At 42.1% G+C, this 17,509-nt stretch carries 17 protein-coding genes; 13 read left to right on the plus strand and 4 right to left on the minus strand.

What is annotated here, in order from left to right; all coding sequences use genetic code 11:
* The first annotated feature begins 31 nt into the window (after positions 1-31).
* The 7 genes from pssA to PAENI_RS15425 all read left to right on the plus strand — a co-directional run bounded on the left by pssA (position 32) and on the right by PAENI_RS15425 (position 5,069).
* Positions 32-556, plus strand: a complete 525-nt coding sequence (gene pssA, locus PAENI_RS15395) for a CDP-diacylglycerol--serine O-phosphatidyltransferase (protein ID WP_149645893.1) — start codon at positions 32-34, stop codon at positions 554-556.
* A 7-nt stretch (positions 557-563) separates the two neighbouring features.
* A complete protein-coding gene (locus PAENI_RS15400) occupies positions 564-1,058 on the plus strand; it encodes a DedA family protein (protein ID WP_149645894.1) in 495 nt (164 codons plus the stop codon).
* A 48-nt stretch (positions 1,059-1,106) separates the two neighbouring features.
* Positions 1,107-2,123 (plus strand): AI-2E family transporter, encoded by a 1,017-nt coding sequence (locus PAENI_RS15405; protein WP_149645895.1) that lies wholly within the window; start codon positions 1,107-1,109, stop codon positions 2,121-2,123.
* Positions 2,124-2,325: 202 nt separating this feature from the next.
* The gene (locus PAENI_RS15410) at positions 2,326-2,544 is read left to right on the plus strand and encodes a spore coat associated protein CotJA (RefSeq protein WP_042186387.1); all 219 of its coding nucleotides are present in this window, start codon (positions 2,326-2,328) and stop codon (positions 2,542-2,544) included.
* A 3-nt stretch (positions 2,545-2,547) separates the two neighbouring features.
* On the plus strand, positions 2,548-2,814 hold the full coding sequence (locus PAENI_RS15415) for a spore coat protein CotJB (protein ID WP_042186389.1): 267 nt from the start codon (positions 2,548-2,550) through the stop codon (positions 2,812-2,814).
* 50 nt (positions 2,815-2,864) lie between these two features.
* Positions 2,865-3,434 carry a manganese catalase family protein gene (locus PAENI_RS15420; protein ID WP_149645896.1) on the plus strand — a complete coding sequence of 190 codons (570 nt, stop codon included), beginning with the start codon at positions 2,865-2,867 and terminating at the stop codon, positions 3,432-3,434.
* A gap of 192 nt (positions 3,435-3,626) precedes the next feature.
* Entirely contained in the window at positions 3,627-5,069 is a 1,443-nt protein-coding gene (locus PAENI_RS15425) for an amino acid permease (RefSeq protein WP_149645897.1), read from the plus strand.
* Here PAENI_RS15425 and PAENI_RS15430 read toward each other — a convergent pair.
* Together PAENI_RS15430 and PAENI_RS15435 are read right to left on the minus strand one after the other, a co-directional pair.
* On the minus strand, positions 5,066-5,698 hold the full coding sequence (locus tag PAENI_RS15430) for a LysE family transporter (RefSeq protein ID WP_076284174.1): 633 nt from the start codon (positions 5,696-5,698) through the stop codon (positions 5,066-5,068). The two genes, PAENI_RS15425 and PAENI_RS15430, sit on opposite strands and share 4 nt — an antisense overlap.
* Positions 5,699-6,095: 397 nt before the next feature.
* The gene (locus tag PAENI_RS15435) at positions 6,096-6,611 is read right to left on the minus strand and encodes a DUF3231 family protein (RefSeq protein WP_076284173.1); all 516 of its coding nucleotides are present in this window, start codon (positions 6,609-6,611) and stop codon (positions 6,096-6,098) included.
* Between the two features lie 227 nt (positions 6,612-6,838).
* On the opposite strand from PAENI_RS15435, the gene PAENI_RS15440 reads away from it, so the two are divergent.
* The 4 genes from PAENI_RS15440 to PAENI_RS15455 all read left to right on the plus strand — a co-directional run bounded on the left by PAENI_RS15440 (position 6,839) and on the right by PAENI_RS15455 (position 12,442).
* Positions 6,839-7,246, plus strand: a complete 408-nt coding sequence (locus tag PAENI_RS15440; RefSeq protein WP_410477470.1) for an MmcQ/YjbR family DNA-binding protein — start codon at positions 6,839-6,841, stop codon at positions 7,244-7,246.
* Entirely contained in the window at positions 7,243-8,622 is a 1,380-nt protein-coding gene (locus tag PAENI_RS15445; protein ID WP_149645899.1) for an MATE family efflux transporter, read from the plus strand. The genes PAENI_RS15440 and PAENI_RS15445 overlap by 4 nt, the downstream gene beginning before the upstream one ends.
* A gap of 442 nt (positions 8,623-9,064) precedes the next feature.
* Entirely contained in the window at positions 9,065-10,654 is a 1,590-nt protein-coding gene (locus PAENI_RS15450) for an ABC transporter ATP-binding protein (RefSeq protein ID WP_223178956.1), read from the plus strand.
* A 96-nt stretch (positions 10,655-10,750) separates the two neighbouring features.
* Positions 10,751-12,442, plus strand: a complete 1,692-nt coding sequence (locus tag PAENI_RS15455) for an ABC transporter ATP-binding protein (protein ID WP_223178957.1) — start codon at positions 10,751-10,753, stop codon at positions 12,440-12,442.
* Positions 12,443-12,573: 131 nt separating this feature from the next.
* Here the strand turns inward: PAENI_RS15455 and pgmB are convergent, their stop codons facing one another.
* The gene (gene pgmB / locus PAENI_RS15460; RefSeq protein WP_149645902.1) at positions 12,574-13,266 is read right to left on the minus strand and encodes a beta-phosphoglucomutase; all 693 of its coding nucleotides are present in this window, start codon (positions 13,264-13,266) and stop codon (positions 12,574-12,576) included.
* Between the two features lie 20 nt (positions 13,267-13,286).
* Positions 13,287-15,575 carry a glycoside hydrolase family 65 protein gene (locus PAENI_RS15465; protein WP_149645903.1) on the minus strand — a complete coding sequence of 763 codons (2,289 nt, stop codon included), beginning with the start codon at positions 15,573-15,575 and terminating at the stop codon, positions 13,287-13,289.
* Positions 15,576-15,686: 111 nt separating this feature from the next.
* Here PAENI_RS15465 and PAENI_RS15470 point away from each other — a divergent pair, with 111 nt between their 5' ends.
* Positions 15,687-16,436, plus strand: coding sequence for an AraC family transcriptional regulator (locus PAENI_RS15470; RefSeq protein ID WP_149645904.1), 750 nt, complete (start codon positions 15,687-15,689; stop codon positions 16,434-16,436).
* Positions 16,437-16,595: 159 nt separating this feature from the next.
* Positions 16,596-17,477 (plus strand): AraC family transcriptional regulator, encoded by an 882-nt coding sequence (locus tag PAENI_RS15475; protein ID WP_149645905.1) that lies wholly within the window; start codon positions 16,596-16,598, stop codon positions 17,475-17,477.
* The last annotated feature ends 32 nt before the right edge of the window (positions 17,478-17,509 follow it).

Consider the following 17,509-nt stretch of genomic DNA (forward strand, 5'->3'; position numbering starts at 1 on the left):
AAAAATACTACAATGAAAGGGGTGAAATCGTATGAAATTGAATTGGTTGCCTTCAATGTGCACACTTGCAAACTTGGGGCTCGGATCACTATCTTTGTATTTCACGATTCAAGAACGATACAGCCTGGCTTTATTAATGATATTGCTTGCGGCAATTTGCGATGTACTCGATGGATTACTGGCAAGAATACTGCAATGTACCAGTGAATTCGGTAAACAATTGGACTCATTGGCGGATATTATATCATTTGGTTTAGCGCCAACCTTCCTTATCTTATTGTACAGGTTAGAAGATGCTCACTGGATTGGACCTGCAGCTTCAGTTTTCTTTTTGATCTGTGGTGCACTTCGTTTGGCCAGGTTTAATCTATCGGCGCCTTCCAAAGGGTTCGTGGGGATGCCCATTACTGCTGCTGGAGTCATTCTGTCGATGATTTCTTTACTAGATGAACGCATGAAACCAGGACTGGTCATCGTATTAATGGCAATACTGTCTGTAATGATGGTCAGTCGTATTCCATTTCCGTCACTTAAAAAATCCTTCAACAGGAAGTGATACACCCATGCCTTGGATTATTGAAATCATTTCGCAGTACGGATATATAGCCATATTTGCCCTTATGGCACTTGGGATTATCGGACTTCCTGTACCGGATGAGGTGTTAATGCTGTTTGTAGGCTATTTATCCTCCGTTATGGTTTTGGACTTTTCACTTTCGGTATTGGTTTGTTTCATGGGATCTATCACCGGAATGCTTATCAGCTATACCATTGGTTTAAGACTAGGGCAACCTGTGGTAGAAAAATTCGGCAAGTGGGTTGGCCTTACACCCAAGCGTTTTGCCAGTATGAAAAGATGGTTTTTGCGGTTCGGCAACTGGGCGATTTTCATTGCCTATTTCATTCCCGGTCTGAGGCATGTATCAAGCTATATCTCTGGTATCAGTGCTATGTCTTTCAAAAAATATATACTCATAACGACTGCAGGAGCGCTAACCTGGTCACTCCTTTTTGTTTCCATCGGCTTTTTTGTGGGGGCTAAGTTTTCCTTTTTATAGCCAATGGATGATCAGCAATATTAATCGCAATCGAATGGAGCAAGATCTATGAATGTATTGAAGCGATTCTACGCGAATATAACCACCAGGCGTTTTTTTATTCTCGCACTTATCGGGTTGCTGTTGTTCAGTATTCGAGGGATGCTTAATCTGGTGTTACTGACGTTTTTGATTGCTTTTGTCATGAACAGCTTTCAGACATTGCTTAGTAAACGAATTGGTAAATTTATGAAGGTTAACAGTAAGGTGATTATTGTTATTTTATACCTCGCTTTAATCGCAGTGATTGTACTGGCCCTTGCTAAATATCTCCCTAAAGTATTGGAACAGATTAAGCAATTAACCATCTTCCTTACCAATCTTAAACCAGAAGATCTCCCGCAGAACAAGATTACATTGTATTTGTATGATATGCTCAGGGACCTTAACTATCAGTCCTACATCAAAAGAGGTATCGATTATGTGCTGAAGGTTAGCAACTGGGGTGCGACTTTCGTTATATCGACCATTCTAAGTTTTGTGTTTATTCTGGAGAAGAACCGGGTCGTCAGTTTCACTTCTAGAATGAGAGAGAGCCGAATTGCCTGGTTTTATATAGATCTGGAGTATTTCAGCCGAAAATTCATCATTTCCTTTGGGAAAGTAATTGAAGCGCAAATTCTCATTGCTCTGTTCAACACCTGTCTTACTATTATTGGTTTGTGGCTGCTTAACTTCCCATATTTATTTGCCTTATCGATCTTGATTTTTCTGCTCAGTCTCATTCCGGTGGTTGGTTTTTTGATTTCGCTCATTCCGCTCCTAATCATCGGCTACAACATCGGCGGTCTGACAACAGTCACTTATGTGCTGGCGATTATTGCGGTATTACATTTTATAGAAGGCTATTTCTTGAATCCCAAGTTGATGTCCACAAAAATGAATTTGCCGATGTTCTACACCTTTATCGTGTTGTTGTTTTCTGAGCATTATATAGGTGTCTGGGGACTTCTTCTTGGCATTCCCATCTTTGTTTTTATGTTGGATATCCTTGAGATTACCCACGAAGATTCGTCAAAAAAGTGAAGTCTAGATCTTAATATTCAATAAGATCCAAGTTATAAGCTGTTTTCGGTACTTTTCCGAAGGCAGCTTATTTGTTGTGCAATTGTATGACAAATCTTGCTCCAGTGCTTTTTTTATAAATAACGTTTTATAATGTGTCCTGCTGTCATAAGTTAGCTAAGGGAGTAATAAACAAGGAACAGGAACAAAGGAGGTACGAAAAATGGAATCACAGCTACGGAGGTATACCCCGTTTAGGGGCCCGTTTGATCCTTGCCCACCGGTGCCATTCAAGACATATGTAGTTCCACCGAATCAGTTCATTAACTTTCAGCCACCCGATCTTCCGCAGTTTAGTTTACAGGAAGCTTTGAAGTATGGCACGCTCTGGCCAGCACTGTTCAGCCCGTATGAATCTAAGTGCAAAGGAGGAGGAAAGTAGACTATGGAGGCAAACCCTTGCGATCAACGATATTATGAAATGCTTGAACAGCTGCAGACTCTTGATTTTGCCTTGGTGGAGTTAAACTTATATCTGAACACTCATCCAGATGATTTAAGAAGTATTGAACAATTTAATCAGCTGACTCAGGAACGTACCAAGCTAGCGAATCAATTTCAGGAATTATATGGTCCGCTGCAGAATTTTGGTCGCGCTTATTCGAAATGTCCGTGGGAATGGAATCAGGCTCCTTGGCCTTGGCAGGTGTAAGAAGTGTGTACTGTAAGGAACTAAGTTTCTAGAGGAGGGGAAGTTCCCGAATGTGGATATATGAGAAGAAGCTGCAATATCCGGTACGGGTCGGTAAATGTGATATCCGGATGGCGCGTTATTTAAGTGAGCAATACGGAGGAGCCGACGGTGAGCTCGCCGCAGCCCTGCGCTATATGAATCAAAGATACACGATTCCGGATAAAGTTATTGGCGTTTTGAACGATATTTCTACAGAAGAATTCGCCCACCTCGAAATGATTGCCACGATGATCTACAAGCTGACAAAGGATGCGTCGGTTTGCGAATTAGAGGAAGCTGGATTAGGACCGCATTTTGCAGCACATGATCATGCCTTGTTCTACAATAATGCCTCAGGCGTACCGTTTACAACTGCTTATATTCAAGCTAAGGGTGACCCGCTGGCAGATTTGTATGAGGACATTGCAGCGGAGGAAAAGGCTCGGGCTACATACCAGTGGCTGATTGATATGACGGATGATGTGGATTTGCAGGATAGTCTCAAGTTCCTGCGGGAGCGGGAGATCATTCATGCGATTCGGTTTAAAGAAGCCGTGCAGATTATTATTGATGATCGGGATCAGAAGCGGGTGTTCTGAGAGATACTAAAAAAGAGTAAAGCGGCCAATAGGTCACTTTACTCTTTTTAAATTTATACAGGTCTCAATCCCTTTGCATTATATAGAATGAAAAGAGTCTGCATGTAGTTAAGAGGATAAGGACAGCCTATTGGAGTGTGAGTAAAATCCAGAAGGTGAGCTTATATCTTCTTTACAAAAGGACTGAATTCTTTGAACCAAGCTTCTCGTAATTCAAAAAATGATGAAAAGAAATTGAAGTGGTGGCAGTTAAGCTTATTAGGCGTTGCAGGTACAATTGGAACCGGGTATTTCTTAGGTTCAGGCTTAGCGGTTTCTATTGGCGGGCCTGCAGTACTGATTGCTTACATCTTGGCTGCTATTGGAACGTATATAGTATTTGATGCTCTTTCGCGTATGACAGCAGAACAACCAGAGCAAGGATCTTTTCGTTCCTATGCAAAAAATGCATTCGGCAGCTGGGCGGGTTTCTGCAGTGGCTGGGTTTATTGGTTCTCGGAGTTATTAATCATGGGTAGTCAACTAACTGCTTTATCTATTTTTTCGCGCTTTTGGTTCCCAGCGGTACCTATGTGGATTTTTGCTGCTGGGTTTGCTTTATTGGGCCTTGTCATTGTCTTTTTTGGGAATAAGGGATTTGACCGGGTTGAGAATGTGTTGGCTGTAATAAAAATAGCTGCTATTCTCATGTTCTTAATCATTGCGGCTTCTCTATTGGCTGGTTGGATAGGCGGAGGGAAGTATACACCGAAGGTTCCATTAAACTACACCGCGCTATTTCCTAAAGGAGGGGTGGGGTTGTGGTCTGCCTTTCTGTTCGCTTTTTATGCTTACGGAGGGATTGAGGTACTCGGAATTATGTCCAATAGACTTCAAAAGCCGGAGGATGCACCAAAGGCAGGAAAGGTTATGCTGATCGCCTTGGTTATTGTATACATCTTGTCTATTGGTCTAGCTGTAATCATGGTGCCGTTTAGTGCGTTTAACTCGAAAGAAAGTCCGTTTGTTCTAGCGCTAAGTAGTGATCATTTGGCTTTCGTGCCTCATTTATTTAACGGAGTGTTGATTGTCGCTGGCTTCTCTACAATGACTGCGTCACTCTACGCTGTAACTTCAATGATGATTACCCTGTCTCAAGAAGGAGATGCGCCGAAGTTATTTTCTCGGAAGTGGAAGGATAAATATCCTTTTTATGCCCTTACTTTGATCACCGTTGGGATTACGGCGGCAGTGGTGATGTCACTATTGTTACCAGGAAAAGTGTATGAGTATATCACTACTGCGGCTGGGTTAATGCTGCTGTATAATTGGTCGTTTATCCTGCTGTCTTCTGGAAAACTGTTAAAAGGAAGTCGGTTTAGCACGATTAAACGTTGGCTAGGATTGCTGCTCATTGGGCTCGCGGTCACAGGTACTCTTTTTCATTCACTCAGCCGCCCAGGGTTATATATTAGTCTGTTGCTTGTCACACTGATCGCCGTTTGTGATTGGATCGTGACACGTGTTCGTAAGAAACATACCGTTGATACGGATAAGGAAGCGAGTAAAGGAAATTTATTGTTAGAAATTCAGGGAATAATAGATTACTCAAAGGGTCCGACAAAAATCATTAGACCCCAAAAAAACAAAACTTAATGAAAAAACAATAGCTGAGCAGCTTGTATACCAAAATAAAGCCCAAAACCAACAAGCGAAAGACCTGACAGCACGGAGATCGATTTTAAAACACGGGTTGTCAGGACTTTACGAAACATGCTTGTGGCGACCGCCATAGATACATCCCAGATCAAAATTCCGAGTACAATAGCTCCGCTATAAATCAACAGCTGTTGCATCGGATACTCCATGGCCGCTTTGGCCAAAATGGACCCGTATATCCCTAGCCAAAATAATATGGAAAGCGGATTGAATAAAGACATTAGTAAACCGGACCAATAAGACTTAGTTAAAGATGAATCACTGCTTCTCATACCGGGTTCAGAAATCACACCAGCATTTTTAATGCTCTCTATGCCCGTATACACCAGCACAAAGAAACCAAATAACCACAAGAATGCTTTAATAAAAGGGGATTCGAGCAGATGGATCACCCCAAAGTAAACTAGTAACATGAATATGATATCAGCACTTATGGCTCCAAGCCCCACTACCCAAGCATGCCAGAAGCCCTTACGAATTCCATTGTCCAGTTGAGCGGCATTAATAGGACCAATAGGTGCGGATAGCGAAAGACCAAGAAAAATATATCCTATGAAAGTATTGATAGCATTCCCTCCTCTCTAATGTTTGTGTGTAGTACTAGCCTATTCAAAAGAAACATTTTGTAGGACAACCAAAAAAGGCCTCCGATTTATCGAAGGCCTTTTCAGGGTATAATCAAATCATGAGAAATGGCTTTATTCGCTGTTGCAACATCATTAGAGAGAAGCTTTTGAAGGTCATAGGCTGCATAAAATCCTCACTCAACATGAAATGAAAAACTGCCTTACGTCATTCAATTCCATTTTAAATAGCATTAACTGATTGCTCTGAAAGGCTGTTAATTCGTGAAGCTCCCAAGTTTCGTACCAAGCAAGATGTTGATAGGATAACCAAAACAGATTCAATAACAAAAATAGAAGCTCCGCACCGCAACGGAGCGGAGCTAAACACATTTAAGACTTATTCAGACTCTGGTCTTTTTACCTGAAGTGGGGGAGGAATTAACCAACCTTTTTTCTTGCTCAAATTGAGGATTTTAACGCCTATCGCTGCTTTAGTTAGGTGATATTTTGCAAATAATGCACCGATATCTTCTCTGATAGAAAGACCCATAACCTGACTACAAGCTACCAATCCTGTAGCAGTGTCAGCAGCAATTTTAGCAGCAATCTCGGGATCCGTGAATCGTGCACCTACAGGAATATCTTCAAGCTTGGCTTCGGGTCTATTCGGCATCGCTGGTACTGAAGCAATCCCGTTATCTGCCAGCAGCGTATCACACTCACTAACCTCAAGCTCGGCTTGATCAATTAATGCGCCTAATACTTTTTTGAGATCATTATCACCGGCATGATACAAGTAAGCTCGGTAACACGAAAGGGCCCCCTTTGCTACCATCGAAGCTTGCCATACACTAAAGATCTCTCCATAATGCATCGGTTCATCCTTGGGGTTGCCACCTAAAATTCCTGTCATAAAAAAGCTCCTTTATATTTAAATTTAAACGTATGTAGTATGCCCATAAATGTTCAGATGTTGCAGTTTTCGTCTGCTTCAAAAAATAAGAGCTACCCAAAACTATGAAATAGCTCCTTTGGTTAGCTCTTAATTAACAATCCTAGATAAGTTCATGATTTCCTCCCTGAGAAATTATGCAGAAACTGCTCAGCAGAACAAAATGATATAATTAAGAAACATGGTTAATGGCAGAAATGATCAGATTGTTGATCAGCAAAGGAGAGAGAGAGTTGAAGAATAACATCATCGAATATTGTTTGAAAAAGAAAGGGACGACTCAAGAGCATCCGTTTGGCCCCACTCCATTGGTCATCAAAGTGGCTAATAAAATGTTCGCACTTATTTTTGAGGAAACAGGGAAGGTTGTTCGCTTAAATCTAAAATGTGACCCGATCATTGCGGAGAACTTAAGAGAGCAACATGATTGCGTTCGACCAGGCTTTCATATGAATAAAAAACACTGGAATTCAATCATGATCGATGGTTCCTTGTCAGCGTCGGATGTCTTTGACATGATAGACCATTCCTACGATATGGTTGTCAAAAAGCTTCCTAAAAGCCTCCGTGAAGCTATATTGGAAATGAATAAATGAATAATCAAATGAAGGATCGTTTTGCCAACCAAAGTATACCCAAGCTTATTTTCTTATTGGCTATTCCTGCCGTTATAGCTCAGCTAATCAATGCCATGTACAGTGTAGTTGACCGGATGTTCCTCGGAAGAATGGAAGAGGGGGGAACGCTAGCCTTATCCGCTATAGGGATATCTTTTCCGATCATTATGTTGATTTCAGCATTTGCAGCTCTAATCGGAGCTGGTGGGGCACCCCTAGCTTCCATAAAGATGGGCGAAGGAGAACATAAAAAAGCAGAAGAATTACTGGGAAGTTGTTTTACTATGCTGCTGATGGCATCCATAATCCTAACCACTTTGTTTCTTATCTTTAAGTCGCCATTCTTAACGTTATTCGGAGCGAGCCACGATACATTGCCGCTAGCCAACGATTTTTTAAGCATTTACCTTCTAGGAACTGTGGCGGTGCTCATTTCTTTGGGATTGAATCCGTTCATTGCAGCACAAGGATACGCCAAAACAGCCATGCTCACGGTATGCATTGGAGCGGTTGTGAATATCGTCCTTGACGCCATTTTTATTTTTGAGATGAATATGGGCATTAAGGGTGCAGCGTTGGCAACTGTAATTGCCCAATTTATTTCGGCTATTTGGGTATTAGGGTTCTTAATCTCTAAACGAGCTCATCTGCGCTTGCGTCTATCGAATATGCGCATTAAACCTAAAGAAGCTGCAAGTGTACTTGCATTGGGGCTTTCTCCGTTTATTATGATGTCGACCGAAAGTTTAATTCAAATTGTATTTAACACGTCCTTAGCTAAATTTGGAGGCGATATGTACGTTGCTGCCATGGGGATTATGGGCACGCTGATGCAAATCTTTGGGACGTTGTTATCTGGTTTTGCACAAGGGGCACAGCCTATTATTAGCTATAATTATGGAGCTCGCGATTTCGCACGTGTAAAATCCACCATTTTATATTGCAGCGTTTTTTGCGCAGCTTTCGGATTGTCGATGTGGGGCGTGGCCATTTTTGTTCCGAAGCTGCCCATTATCATTTTTACCAATAATCCTGAGCTTGTGGCTCTGACCGCTAGATTAATGAAGATATTTTTCCTTGGCACTTGTATTTTTGGTATTCAATTAGCGTTTCAACAAGTATTTATTGCTTTGGGACAAGCACGAGTTTCTATTTTTATCGCGATCTTGCGTAAGATTATCTTGCTTATTCCATTAGTACTTTTGCTCCCGACATTTATTAGCCCGAAAACAGATGCAGTGATTATTGCTGAGCCTATTGCTGATTTTTGTGCGGCACTGACTTGCTGTGTTTTATTTGGACTCACTATAAAGAAGCTTTTTAAAGATAGGTCTGATAAAGCTGGAATACTGTGAGGATACCCGCAATGGCGAATAGAAGTCAGTGTTCTGAGGATGAAACTAAAGATTAAGGTTCTTGCTAGCTTCGGCTAGCAAGAACCTTTTTATTTGTGATGCATGAATTCACCCGTTAATCCACCTAAAATAATACTGTTTATACTAATTTATTCATACTGTTTCCAAATAATAGTATTGATAAAATGTAATCAAGAAACATTTTAAATACTAAGGGGAACTTTATGTAATGAGAACAAAATCCTTAACCTCCACTTGGACCAGCATTCGCTATGTCCTCTCCACATCCTGGATTAACAGTAGACGTTCCATTATTTATTACTCTACTGTAACGCTTCTTTTAGCTGTGCAGCCCTTCCTTTTAATCCTATTCCCAAAATTTATTATAGATGAACTGACGGGACAGCAAAGACCTCAACATTTTATCTTCCTAATTTCACTGATGTTTTTAATACTGACTATCACTAGCTATTTTACAGGATATCTACAAAATTTGGGTTTAACCCAATTAATGAAAGTTGTATTTAAACAGATCCACGCCCACACTGCACAAAATATGAATGTTGATTTCAAAAATACAGAAGATCCCGGTTATCTTAATCAGATGGAGCAGGCCAAGCGTTCTCTACAAAGTGTGCAGAATGGGTTTCAGGGACTTTTTCATACATTTTTTTCATGTCTGGCTGGATTTCTTGCTTTTGCGGGTTATATCACTGTAATTGGAGGATTAAATTTTGCTGTTATTATTTTTTTAATTGTAAGTATTGGGTGTTCTTATGTGTTTTCCTTTCGTGCTAAACGTTATGAGTATGAACATGAACAACAGCTTTCGGAATTGGAGAGGAAGAGAAAGTATTATTCGGATATTATGCAAGATTTTACTTTTGGTAAGGAAATTCGGATTAATTCCTTTAACAATACATTGGTCTCCCTATACCATTCAAGTGTTCAAAATAGACAGAAAATTCAGTCCTCAATCAGCAGCTCTTATTTTCAAAGTGAAATATTAGATATTTTGATCCGGTTATTCCGTGAGGGGATTGTATATGGTTATTTGGCGTATCTTTACCTTCATCAGAGGATAACTATAGGTGATTTTGTGATGTACACAACTGCTGTCGCTGGATTTTCTGGCGTTCTTCAGGGATTTATGAAAGATTTAGCCCATCTGCGCACACAGAATTTATACATAGAGGAACTCCGTAACTTTTTAGAGATACCGCAAGATAAGCAGGGGGAAGGAGCTATGCATACACTCCCAACTGGCCCTTATTCGATAGAATTTAAAGAAGTTTCCTTTACTTATCCTGGTACTAGCCAGCCTGTGTTTAATAAAATATCCTTCATCATCCCTCCGCATCAACGACTTGCTATTGTGGGTCATAATGGTGCTGGCAAGACAACGCTTATCAAATTGTTATGCAGGTTGTATGAACCCGATAGTGGAGAGATTACGCTGAATGGAATCAATATCAAACATTTTGCTAAAACGGATTACTGGAGATTATTTTCTACGGTATTTCAAGAAATTCGCGTACTCGCTTTCTCATTAGCAGAGAATATTTCTCTAAAAGAACACAGAGAGTCTGACGCTTTAAGAATTCATGACAGTCTTGAAAAAGCGGGACTAAGCGAAAAAGTCGCCTCATTGAAATCAGGTATTCTCACCCCAATGCAAAAGTTTTTGGATGATCAAGGCGTTGAGTTCTCTGGAGGGGAAAACCAAAGAATGATGTTAGCAAGGGCGCTATATAAGAATGGAGAATTGATTATTTTGGATGAGCCGACTGCAGCAGTTGATGCAATTGCCGAATTCAACCTGTATACAAGATTTAATGAAATGATCGGAGAGAGAACAGCATTATATATTTCCCATCGGTTGTCCAGCACACGGTTCTGTGACCAGATATTGTATATGGAGCAAGGAGAGATTTCCGAAGCCGGTTCTCACAGCGAATTGATGGAACGCAGAGGAAAATACAATCAAATGTATCAGATTCAAGCACAATATTATAAGGGGAGTGAAGCCTAGCTTATGAATCCATTCCCTGCACTGAAAAAGGATTGGCATGTGACCCTCTACTTTTGGAAGCTGGTACATTCCATGTCTAAATCGTACATCCCGCTAATGGTGGTATCTTCATTATGCAGCGCAATCTTCCCGTTTATAAACATCATTTTTCCCAAATATTTGATTGATGAATTGATGGGGGCCGGCCGCGAAATGAATATTATCCTCTGGATAGGAATTTTGGTGGCAGGTAATGCTGTCTTGGGGTTACTTCAGAGTTACCTGAATAAACAAATTGAACTGTCCAATTTCTTGGTCATGGATAGTTTAGAGCTACATATTGGAAATCATATTATGAATCTGGATTATGAGAGTTTAGAGAATTCCAAAGTGCTAGATCTTAAAGAACAGGCACTTGCTCCCATTCGTCAGCAGGATGTTATACGTAAAATGCTAGTTAGTATGAAGACTTTTCTGCAAACAATGCTCTCCCTTTTGGGATTAACGGCCTTAGTCTCTACTTTAAACGTTGGAATCATCGTGGTAATTATAGGGATGATTGTACTTAATACCTTTATCTTTAGGAAGTCGCAACAAGCTCAATTCAATTTTCATAAATTATTAGCTCCTCTGAATCGGAAATTTGGCTATTATTCAAAACTGGCCGTTGATTTTTCCATGGCTAAAGATGTCCGTTTGTTTGGGATGGCTCCTTATTTGCTGAATAAAGTGGATGCATATCATAATGAAAGCGTTAGTGGTTTTGGAGGGCTTTACGAAAAAGTGGGGAGATATAAGGGACTGACCAGTGTTAATCTTCAATTGCAAATGGTCATTATCTACGCCTACATGGTTGTGAAAGTAGTTACGGGGAAAATTCAAATTGGTGGTTTTGTTATGTATATCTCCGCCGCCAATAGCTTTTCTACGCAAGTGTCTCTGGCAATGAATGCTTATGTTAAGTTTCGTCAAATGTGTAAGTACATTGAGGTATTTAGAGAATTTGAGAGTCTTAAAGCAACGATGAGAAGCGGGCAGATGGATATTGGGAAGCTGAATAATGTAGAGATCGAGTTTCGCAATGTGTTTTTTAAATACTCGGGGAACGAGCACTATTCGCTGAAAAATGTTTCATTGACGATAAAAAACGGTGAGAAATTAGCCGTAGTAGGTCAAAATGGCGCGGGTAAAACGACTTTTATTAAACTGCTGTGCAGATTGTATGAACCTGATTCAGGTGAGATTCTTCTGAATGGAAGATCCATTCGAGAATATCGATATGATGAATATATGAAAATCTTAGGCGTAGTATTTCAAGATTATAAGTTATTTTCATTTTCTATCAAAGACAACTTATGCTCGGAGGATGGCGAAACATCAGAAAAAGAAATGGAAGAAATGCTTAATCAAGTAGGATTGGAAGCAAAAATGAAAGGTTTGGACAAAGGCCTAGATACACAGGTATTTAGAATCTTTGATGAAAAAGGCACAGACTTTTCGGGTGGTGAAAGTCAGAAGATAGCAGTTGCTAGAGCTTTACTCAAAAGGTCACCTATTCTTATTCTGGACGAGCCTACAGCTGCGTTAGACCCTTATGCGGAGTTTGAGATGTACAACAACTTCAATCTTTTGGCAGCAAATAAAACCGTTATTTATATCTCACATCGTTTATCTGCTTGTAAATTCTGCGATAAGATCGCACTTTTTAACAATGGTGAATTGCGCGAATACGGTCCACATGATCAATTGTTGAAAGACCAACAAGAGTATAGTGCGATGTGGAAAGCGCAAGCACAATATTATCAATAACTTATTGATGACTGGAATCAGAAGCTATTGTTCTGAAAAGTATATTTCAAACATAAGCCGGCAAGCTTCCCTCAGGAGCTTGCCGGCTTAGTTCGTGACTTACATATATTGAGACTGGGATGCTCAATTTTTTAGCTTTTTCTATTCTTTGCAGCAGCGAATTGCTGGTTTAGCTCGGAGTAGTTAAGTTCAGCGGTGTGGTTCAAGTTCATATCAGCGATGGACAAGCTCTCCTGTATGGAGATATATACAGCGAACATACCTGCCGCTCTGATCGCTTCTACCCCGGCGACTGCGTCTTCGACCCCGACGCAAAATTGCGGATCTACACCAAGCGCATCGGCGGCGGTCAGGAACACTTCCGGGTCTGGTTTGTTGCGAGCAAGCTTGGCTGCATCTACAATAACTCCGAAGTCTTTCTCCATACCTAGAAGGCGGATAACTGTAAAGGCATTTTTACTAGCGGAGGCAATGCCAGTCTTCACTCCGTGGTCCTTCAGCTCGGCGAGCAATTCAGAAATACCAGGCAGCACATCGGCTGGGGTTACCTGCTGAATGAGTTGCTGATAAAACTCATTTTTGCGGGTCGCCATCTCCTCCATCTCTTCGGGAGAGTAGGTGTTCGGAGTTGCCGCTTGTCCAAGTAGCAACTCCAGTGAGGCTATGCGCGATACACCTTTGAGGTTCTCATTGAACTCTCGGGTGAACGGGAGGCTCAGCTCTTTCGCAATCATGCCCCAAGCCTGATAATGATATTCTGCGGTATCGGTAATAACGCCGTCTAGATCAAAGATTACGGCTTGAATTTGAGATGTTGCATTCATTGTGTTTCGCTCCTTATGAATTAGGCTTGCAGCGCCTGAGTTACCGGCTTCTCGTTGCCCAGAGTTACCGATTGGCCGTAGAGCGTAAGTTCAAGGGCTTCACCCTCTAGCAGTTCAAGCTCCACACCTTCCTCGCGAATGGTTACAGCAATGAGGCGGCCGCGGAAGGTGAGGCGGAAGTTATATTTCTGCCAGCCGGCAGGTAGGGACGGAGCGAGCGACAGGCCATTTTCCTTGAGACGTGTTCCGGCAAAACCGTACACAATAGCCATCCACGTTCCACCCATATTGGCGAGATGTAATCCGTCTTTAGTGTTTCCGTGCGTATTGTCGAGATCGAGCCGCGCCGTCTCTATAAAATAGTTATACGCTTTGTCCTTATATCCGATCTTCGAAGCCATAATGCTGAATATGCAAGAGGACAAAGAGGAATCATGGGTAGTGATTTGTTCATAATAATCGTACGACTTGCGAATAGTTTCTTGTGACTGCTCGTCTTCCAGCAAGTAATGAGCGAGTACAGTATCGGCTTGCTTGCAGACCTGATAACGGTACAGCGTGAGCGGATGGTAATGCAGCAACAACGGATGTTTCTCCGGTGGTGTATTGTCGAAATCCCAGACCGCTTTGCGTAAAAAAGTATCATCCTGCGGATTAATGCCCAGCTTCTCGTCGTAAGGAAGCAGCATGGCATTCGCCGCCTTCAGCCAGCTGTCTGCTTCTGGTCCAGTTACATGCAGGCGCACACACAAAGCTTGGAATGCAGCCTCGTCATATTCTTGAAGCCGCGCAAAACTGCGTGCGGCCCATTTTAAATTATGTTTGGCCATTACATTGGTGTAATAGTTGTTGTTCACAAGACATGTGTATTCGTCCGGTCCAGTCACTTCATCGATGTGAAATTTACCTTCGTAGTAATGACCGATCTCCATCCAAAGCCGCGCCGTCTCAAATAGCACCTCGGCGCCGTATTGGAGCAAGAAGGCGTCATCTTCTTCCGCCAGATGGTATTGGATATAGCTGTAGGCTACATCGGCGCTGATATGATATTGAGCTGTGCCGGAGGGGAAGAAGGAGGAACATTCCGTACCTGAAATCGTCCGCCATGGGAACAAGGCACCTTGGGTATGGCCCATCTCTTTAGCACGTTCCCTTGCCTCCTCCAGCTTGGAATACCGGTACAATAGGAGCTGCCGGGCCAAGTCAGGCGAAGTCATTAGGAACACAGGGAACATATAAATCTCCGTGTCCCAGAAATAATGGCCTTCGTACCCTTCACCGGATAAGCCTTTAGCGGAGATGTTGCTATGCGCGTCGCGTCCGGCTGATTGCAGTAGCTGATAAAGGTTGAATCGTATACCCTCCTGAAGCGACAAGTCGTTCTCAATGACTACATCGGAGCGCTTCCAGAAGTCAGCCAAATAATGCTCCTGCTGTTCCAGCATGTCTTCAAAGGAGTGGTGCTTCAATGATTCCTGTACCTGAATACCGGTATCTACAAGCATTTGTTCATGTCGTAGTGTATCGGTATAGACATTCCATTTGGTCAGCGATAGTGGCCCAGACAAGGAGGAGGTTGCCGTCACTGTAGCATCGGTTTCTCCAGCCTGAGTTTCAACCTGCCAGTCACCTCCCCATTCATGCCGGGTAACACAGGAGGTCCGCAGGGCCGAAGCCATCGTCTCGTTCTCCAGGCATACATATTCACCGCGAGCTTCACACGCTACTACGCTCAGGCGTTTGGAATGTCCTGCAGCTACACGCGGGTCATTCGGGTTAGTATAGTTGCTAACATCGCCATTTACACGAGAGACAACCCGGATTGGACCGGTGAAATTGACAGGCTCAACAGTCAGATGAATGGCAAAAAGTTCACGGGTAGTGAAAGAAACGAGTCTACGGAAATGCAGCTTGAGTTCTTTACCGGAGGGGGATTTCCAGTGGATTTTACGCTCCGAGTATCCCTTGTCCAGATGGAGGTTACGCTCATAGGCGAGGACACTCTCTGCTGTAAGTGCAAATGGCTCCATATCTTCGCCTATATAAATGTTTATCCCTTGGGAATCTATAATATTAACCAGTTTTTGCTGGGTACCTGGAAAGGCGAATAGCTTCTCCCCATAGGGAATGTCAATCACATCGTGAAAGGCGTTCAAATATGTTCCGCGGATACTGCGGATTTCTTTATCAGAATACCCTTCTTCAAAATTGCCACGCACGCCCAAATATCCATTCCCCAGCGTAAAAATACTTTCTAAATTCAGTAGGGTATCTGCCGACAATCCCTGATTGGCAATGCTCCAGCTCATGCTTATGTTTCCTCCCTTGATGGTTATGAATTGAATTTTAAGTCTGAAAGGGCTAGAATTATACTAAATTATTTAGGATATTATCAAAATTTTTAGGTGAGGTTAACAAGTATGGATCAATTTAAAGGACAACGTAAACTGCCGGAATATTGGCCCACACGTTCTGCGGAACTGTCAGAGGGATTTGTCCATCCTCCACTGGATTATGAACATGAGCTTTTGGAAGCTATCCGACTCGGTGACGAGAACTGGGCACTGGAAGCACTGCATAGAATTAACGCAATGGAAGCTGCTACGCTAGCCCGATATCCGCTGCGCTCCAAGAAAAACGCTATGATTGCATCCTGCACCTTGTTTACACGTGCGATTATCCGTGGCGGTGTTGACCCTGAGACCGCTTTTCAGCTGAGTGATACGTTCATCCGTGCGGTGGAAGCTACGACGGAGCTGGAGGCACTTCATCGATACGAATATGAAATGGTCCTGCAATTCATTACAGTGATGCGCCAGCAAAAGGAGAATCTTCACTATTCACATATTGTCAATCTATCCGTATATTTTATACGCGAGCATTTGTTTCAAGATTTGAACCTTAGCCTGATCTCCCGGCATGTCGGTGTGCATCCCAGTTATTTGTCCGACCGCTTCAAGCGTGAAACGGGTATGCCGCTCACGGAATTTGTCAACCGGCGTAAAATTGAGGAATCGCAGTCGATCCTCATTCACACGAATCAGTCTATTTCCGAAATCGCTTTGATGTTTAAATTTTGTAGCCAAAGTTACTATACACAGTTATTTAAAAAATACACTGGCTTGACCCCCAAGCAGTTTCGTCGGGACGGTGGAGCAATTACGAAATGAGAGAAATTGAATCATTAACGATCCCTAAAATTTGCTGTCCATGCTCCCTGGTTGGGTAATGGATAGCTCTTTTTACGTTTCAGCTTCAATAGCCAAACTCGCCTTTGTCCGCTATAAATGAGATTATAAATCCACTAAATAAGTAAGAGAGATGATCAGATGGCCATTTATTTGGAATTCCCACGACTGGATAAAGCCTTTCCTTACCGCTGTATTGAGAACGATGGCAGTATATTAACTACACCACATTGGCATAAGGAAATGGAAATTATCTGGATTGTTAAAGGGAAAGTGAACCTTGGAGTAAATGACCAGCCGATGCAGCTAAAAGAAAATGAGTTCGTCTTCATCAAAGGTGGAGATATTCATTATGTGATGGCTTCACCTAAAAGTGAGCGGCTGGTCTTCCAATTTGACCTTAGTTTTTTTCAGGACGTGATGGTTCTGAATAACACACCTTTTACACTAGAGGAGCTGTTTGCCTCAATTGAACCGTATTCCACGTTCTGGAGACCGGATATTCAGAAGAAAATTGTTCAGTTATTGAATAAGCTATACCAGGAAGGCAAGGAACAACAGATCGGTTACGCATATGCTATCAAAAGCCTCTTGTGTGAGCTGATCACAGTAATGTATCGCGAACTGGATCATTTTAAACCGCGTATGGTCAGCAATAAGCCTTATTCCCGTGAAATTCTCGAACAGTTGTCCATGGTCTTCCAGTATGTGGAGAAAAACTATACCCATCCTATTAAACTTGCGGATGCTGCCAAAATTCTGGGCTTCACCCCATCGTATTTCACAAAATTCTTCAAGAAGCATACCGGCAAAACCTTTGTTACCTTTTTGAACGAATACCGGATTGATAAGGCGAAGTGGATTCTCCTCAATGAAGATGATCCTGTGACGGAGATTGCCGGTAAGGTAGGCTTCGGAAGCACGAAGACTTTCTATCGTTTGTTCAAGGAAAGTATTGGTATCGCTCCTCTGCAATATAAAAGCTCAACCATCAAAGTTGCCTTTGGACAGGACCAAATATGAGAACAATTTGATGAAATCAAGGGATTCATTCT

Source organism: Paenibacillus sp. B2(2019), assembly GCF_008370385.1.
Lineage (GTDB): Bacteria > Bacillota > Bacilli > Paenibacillales > Paenibacillaceae > Paenibacillus_AQ.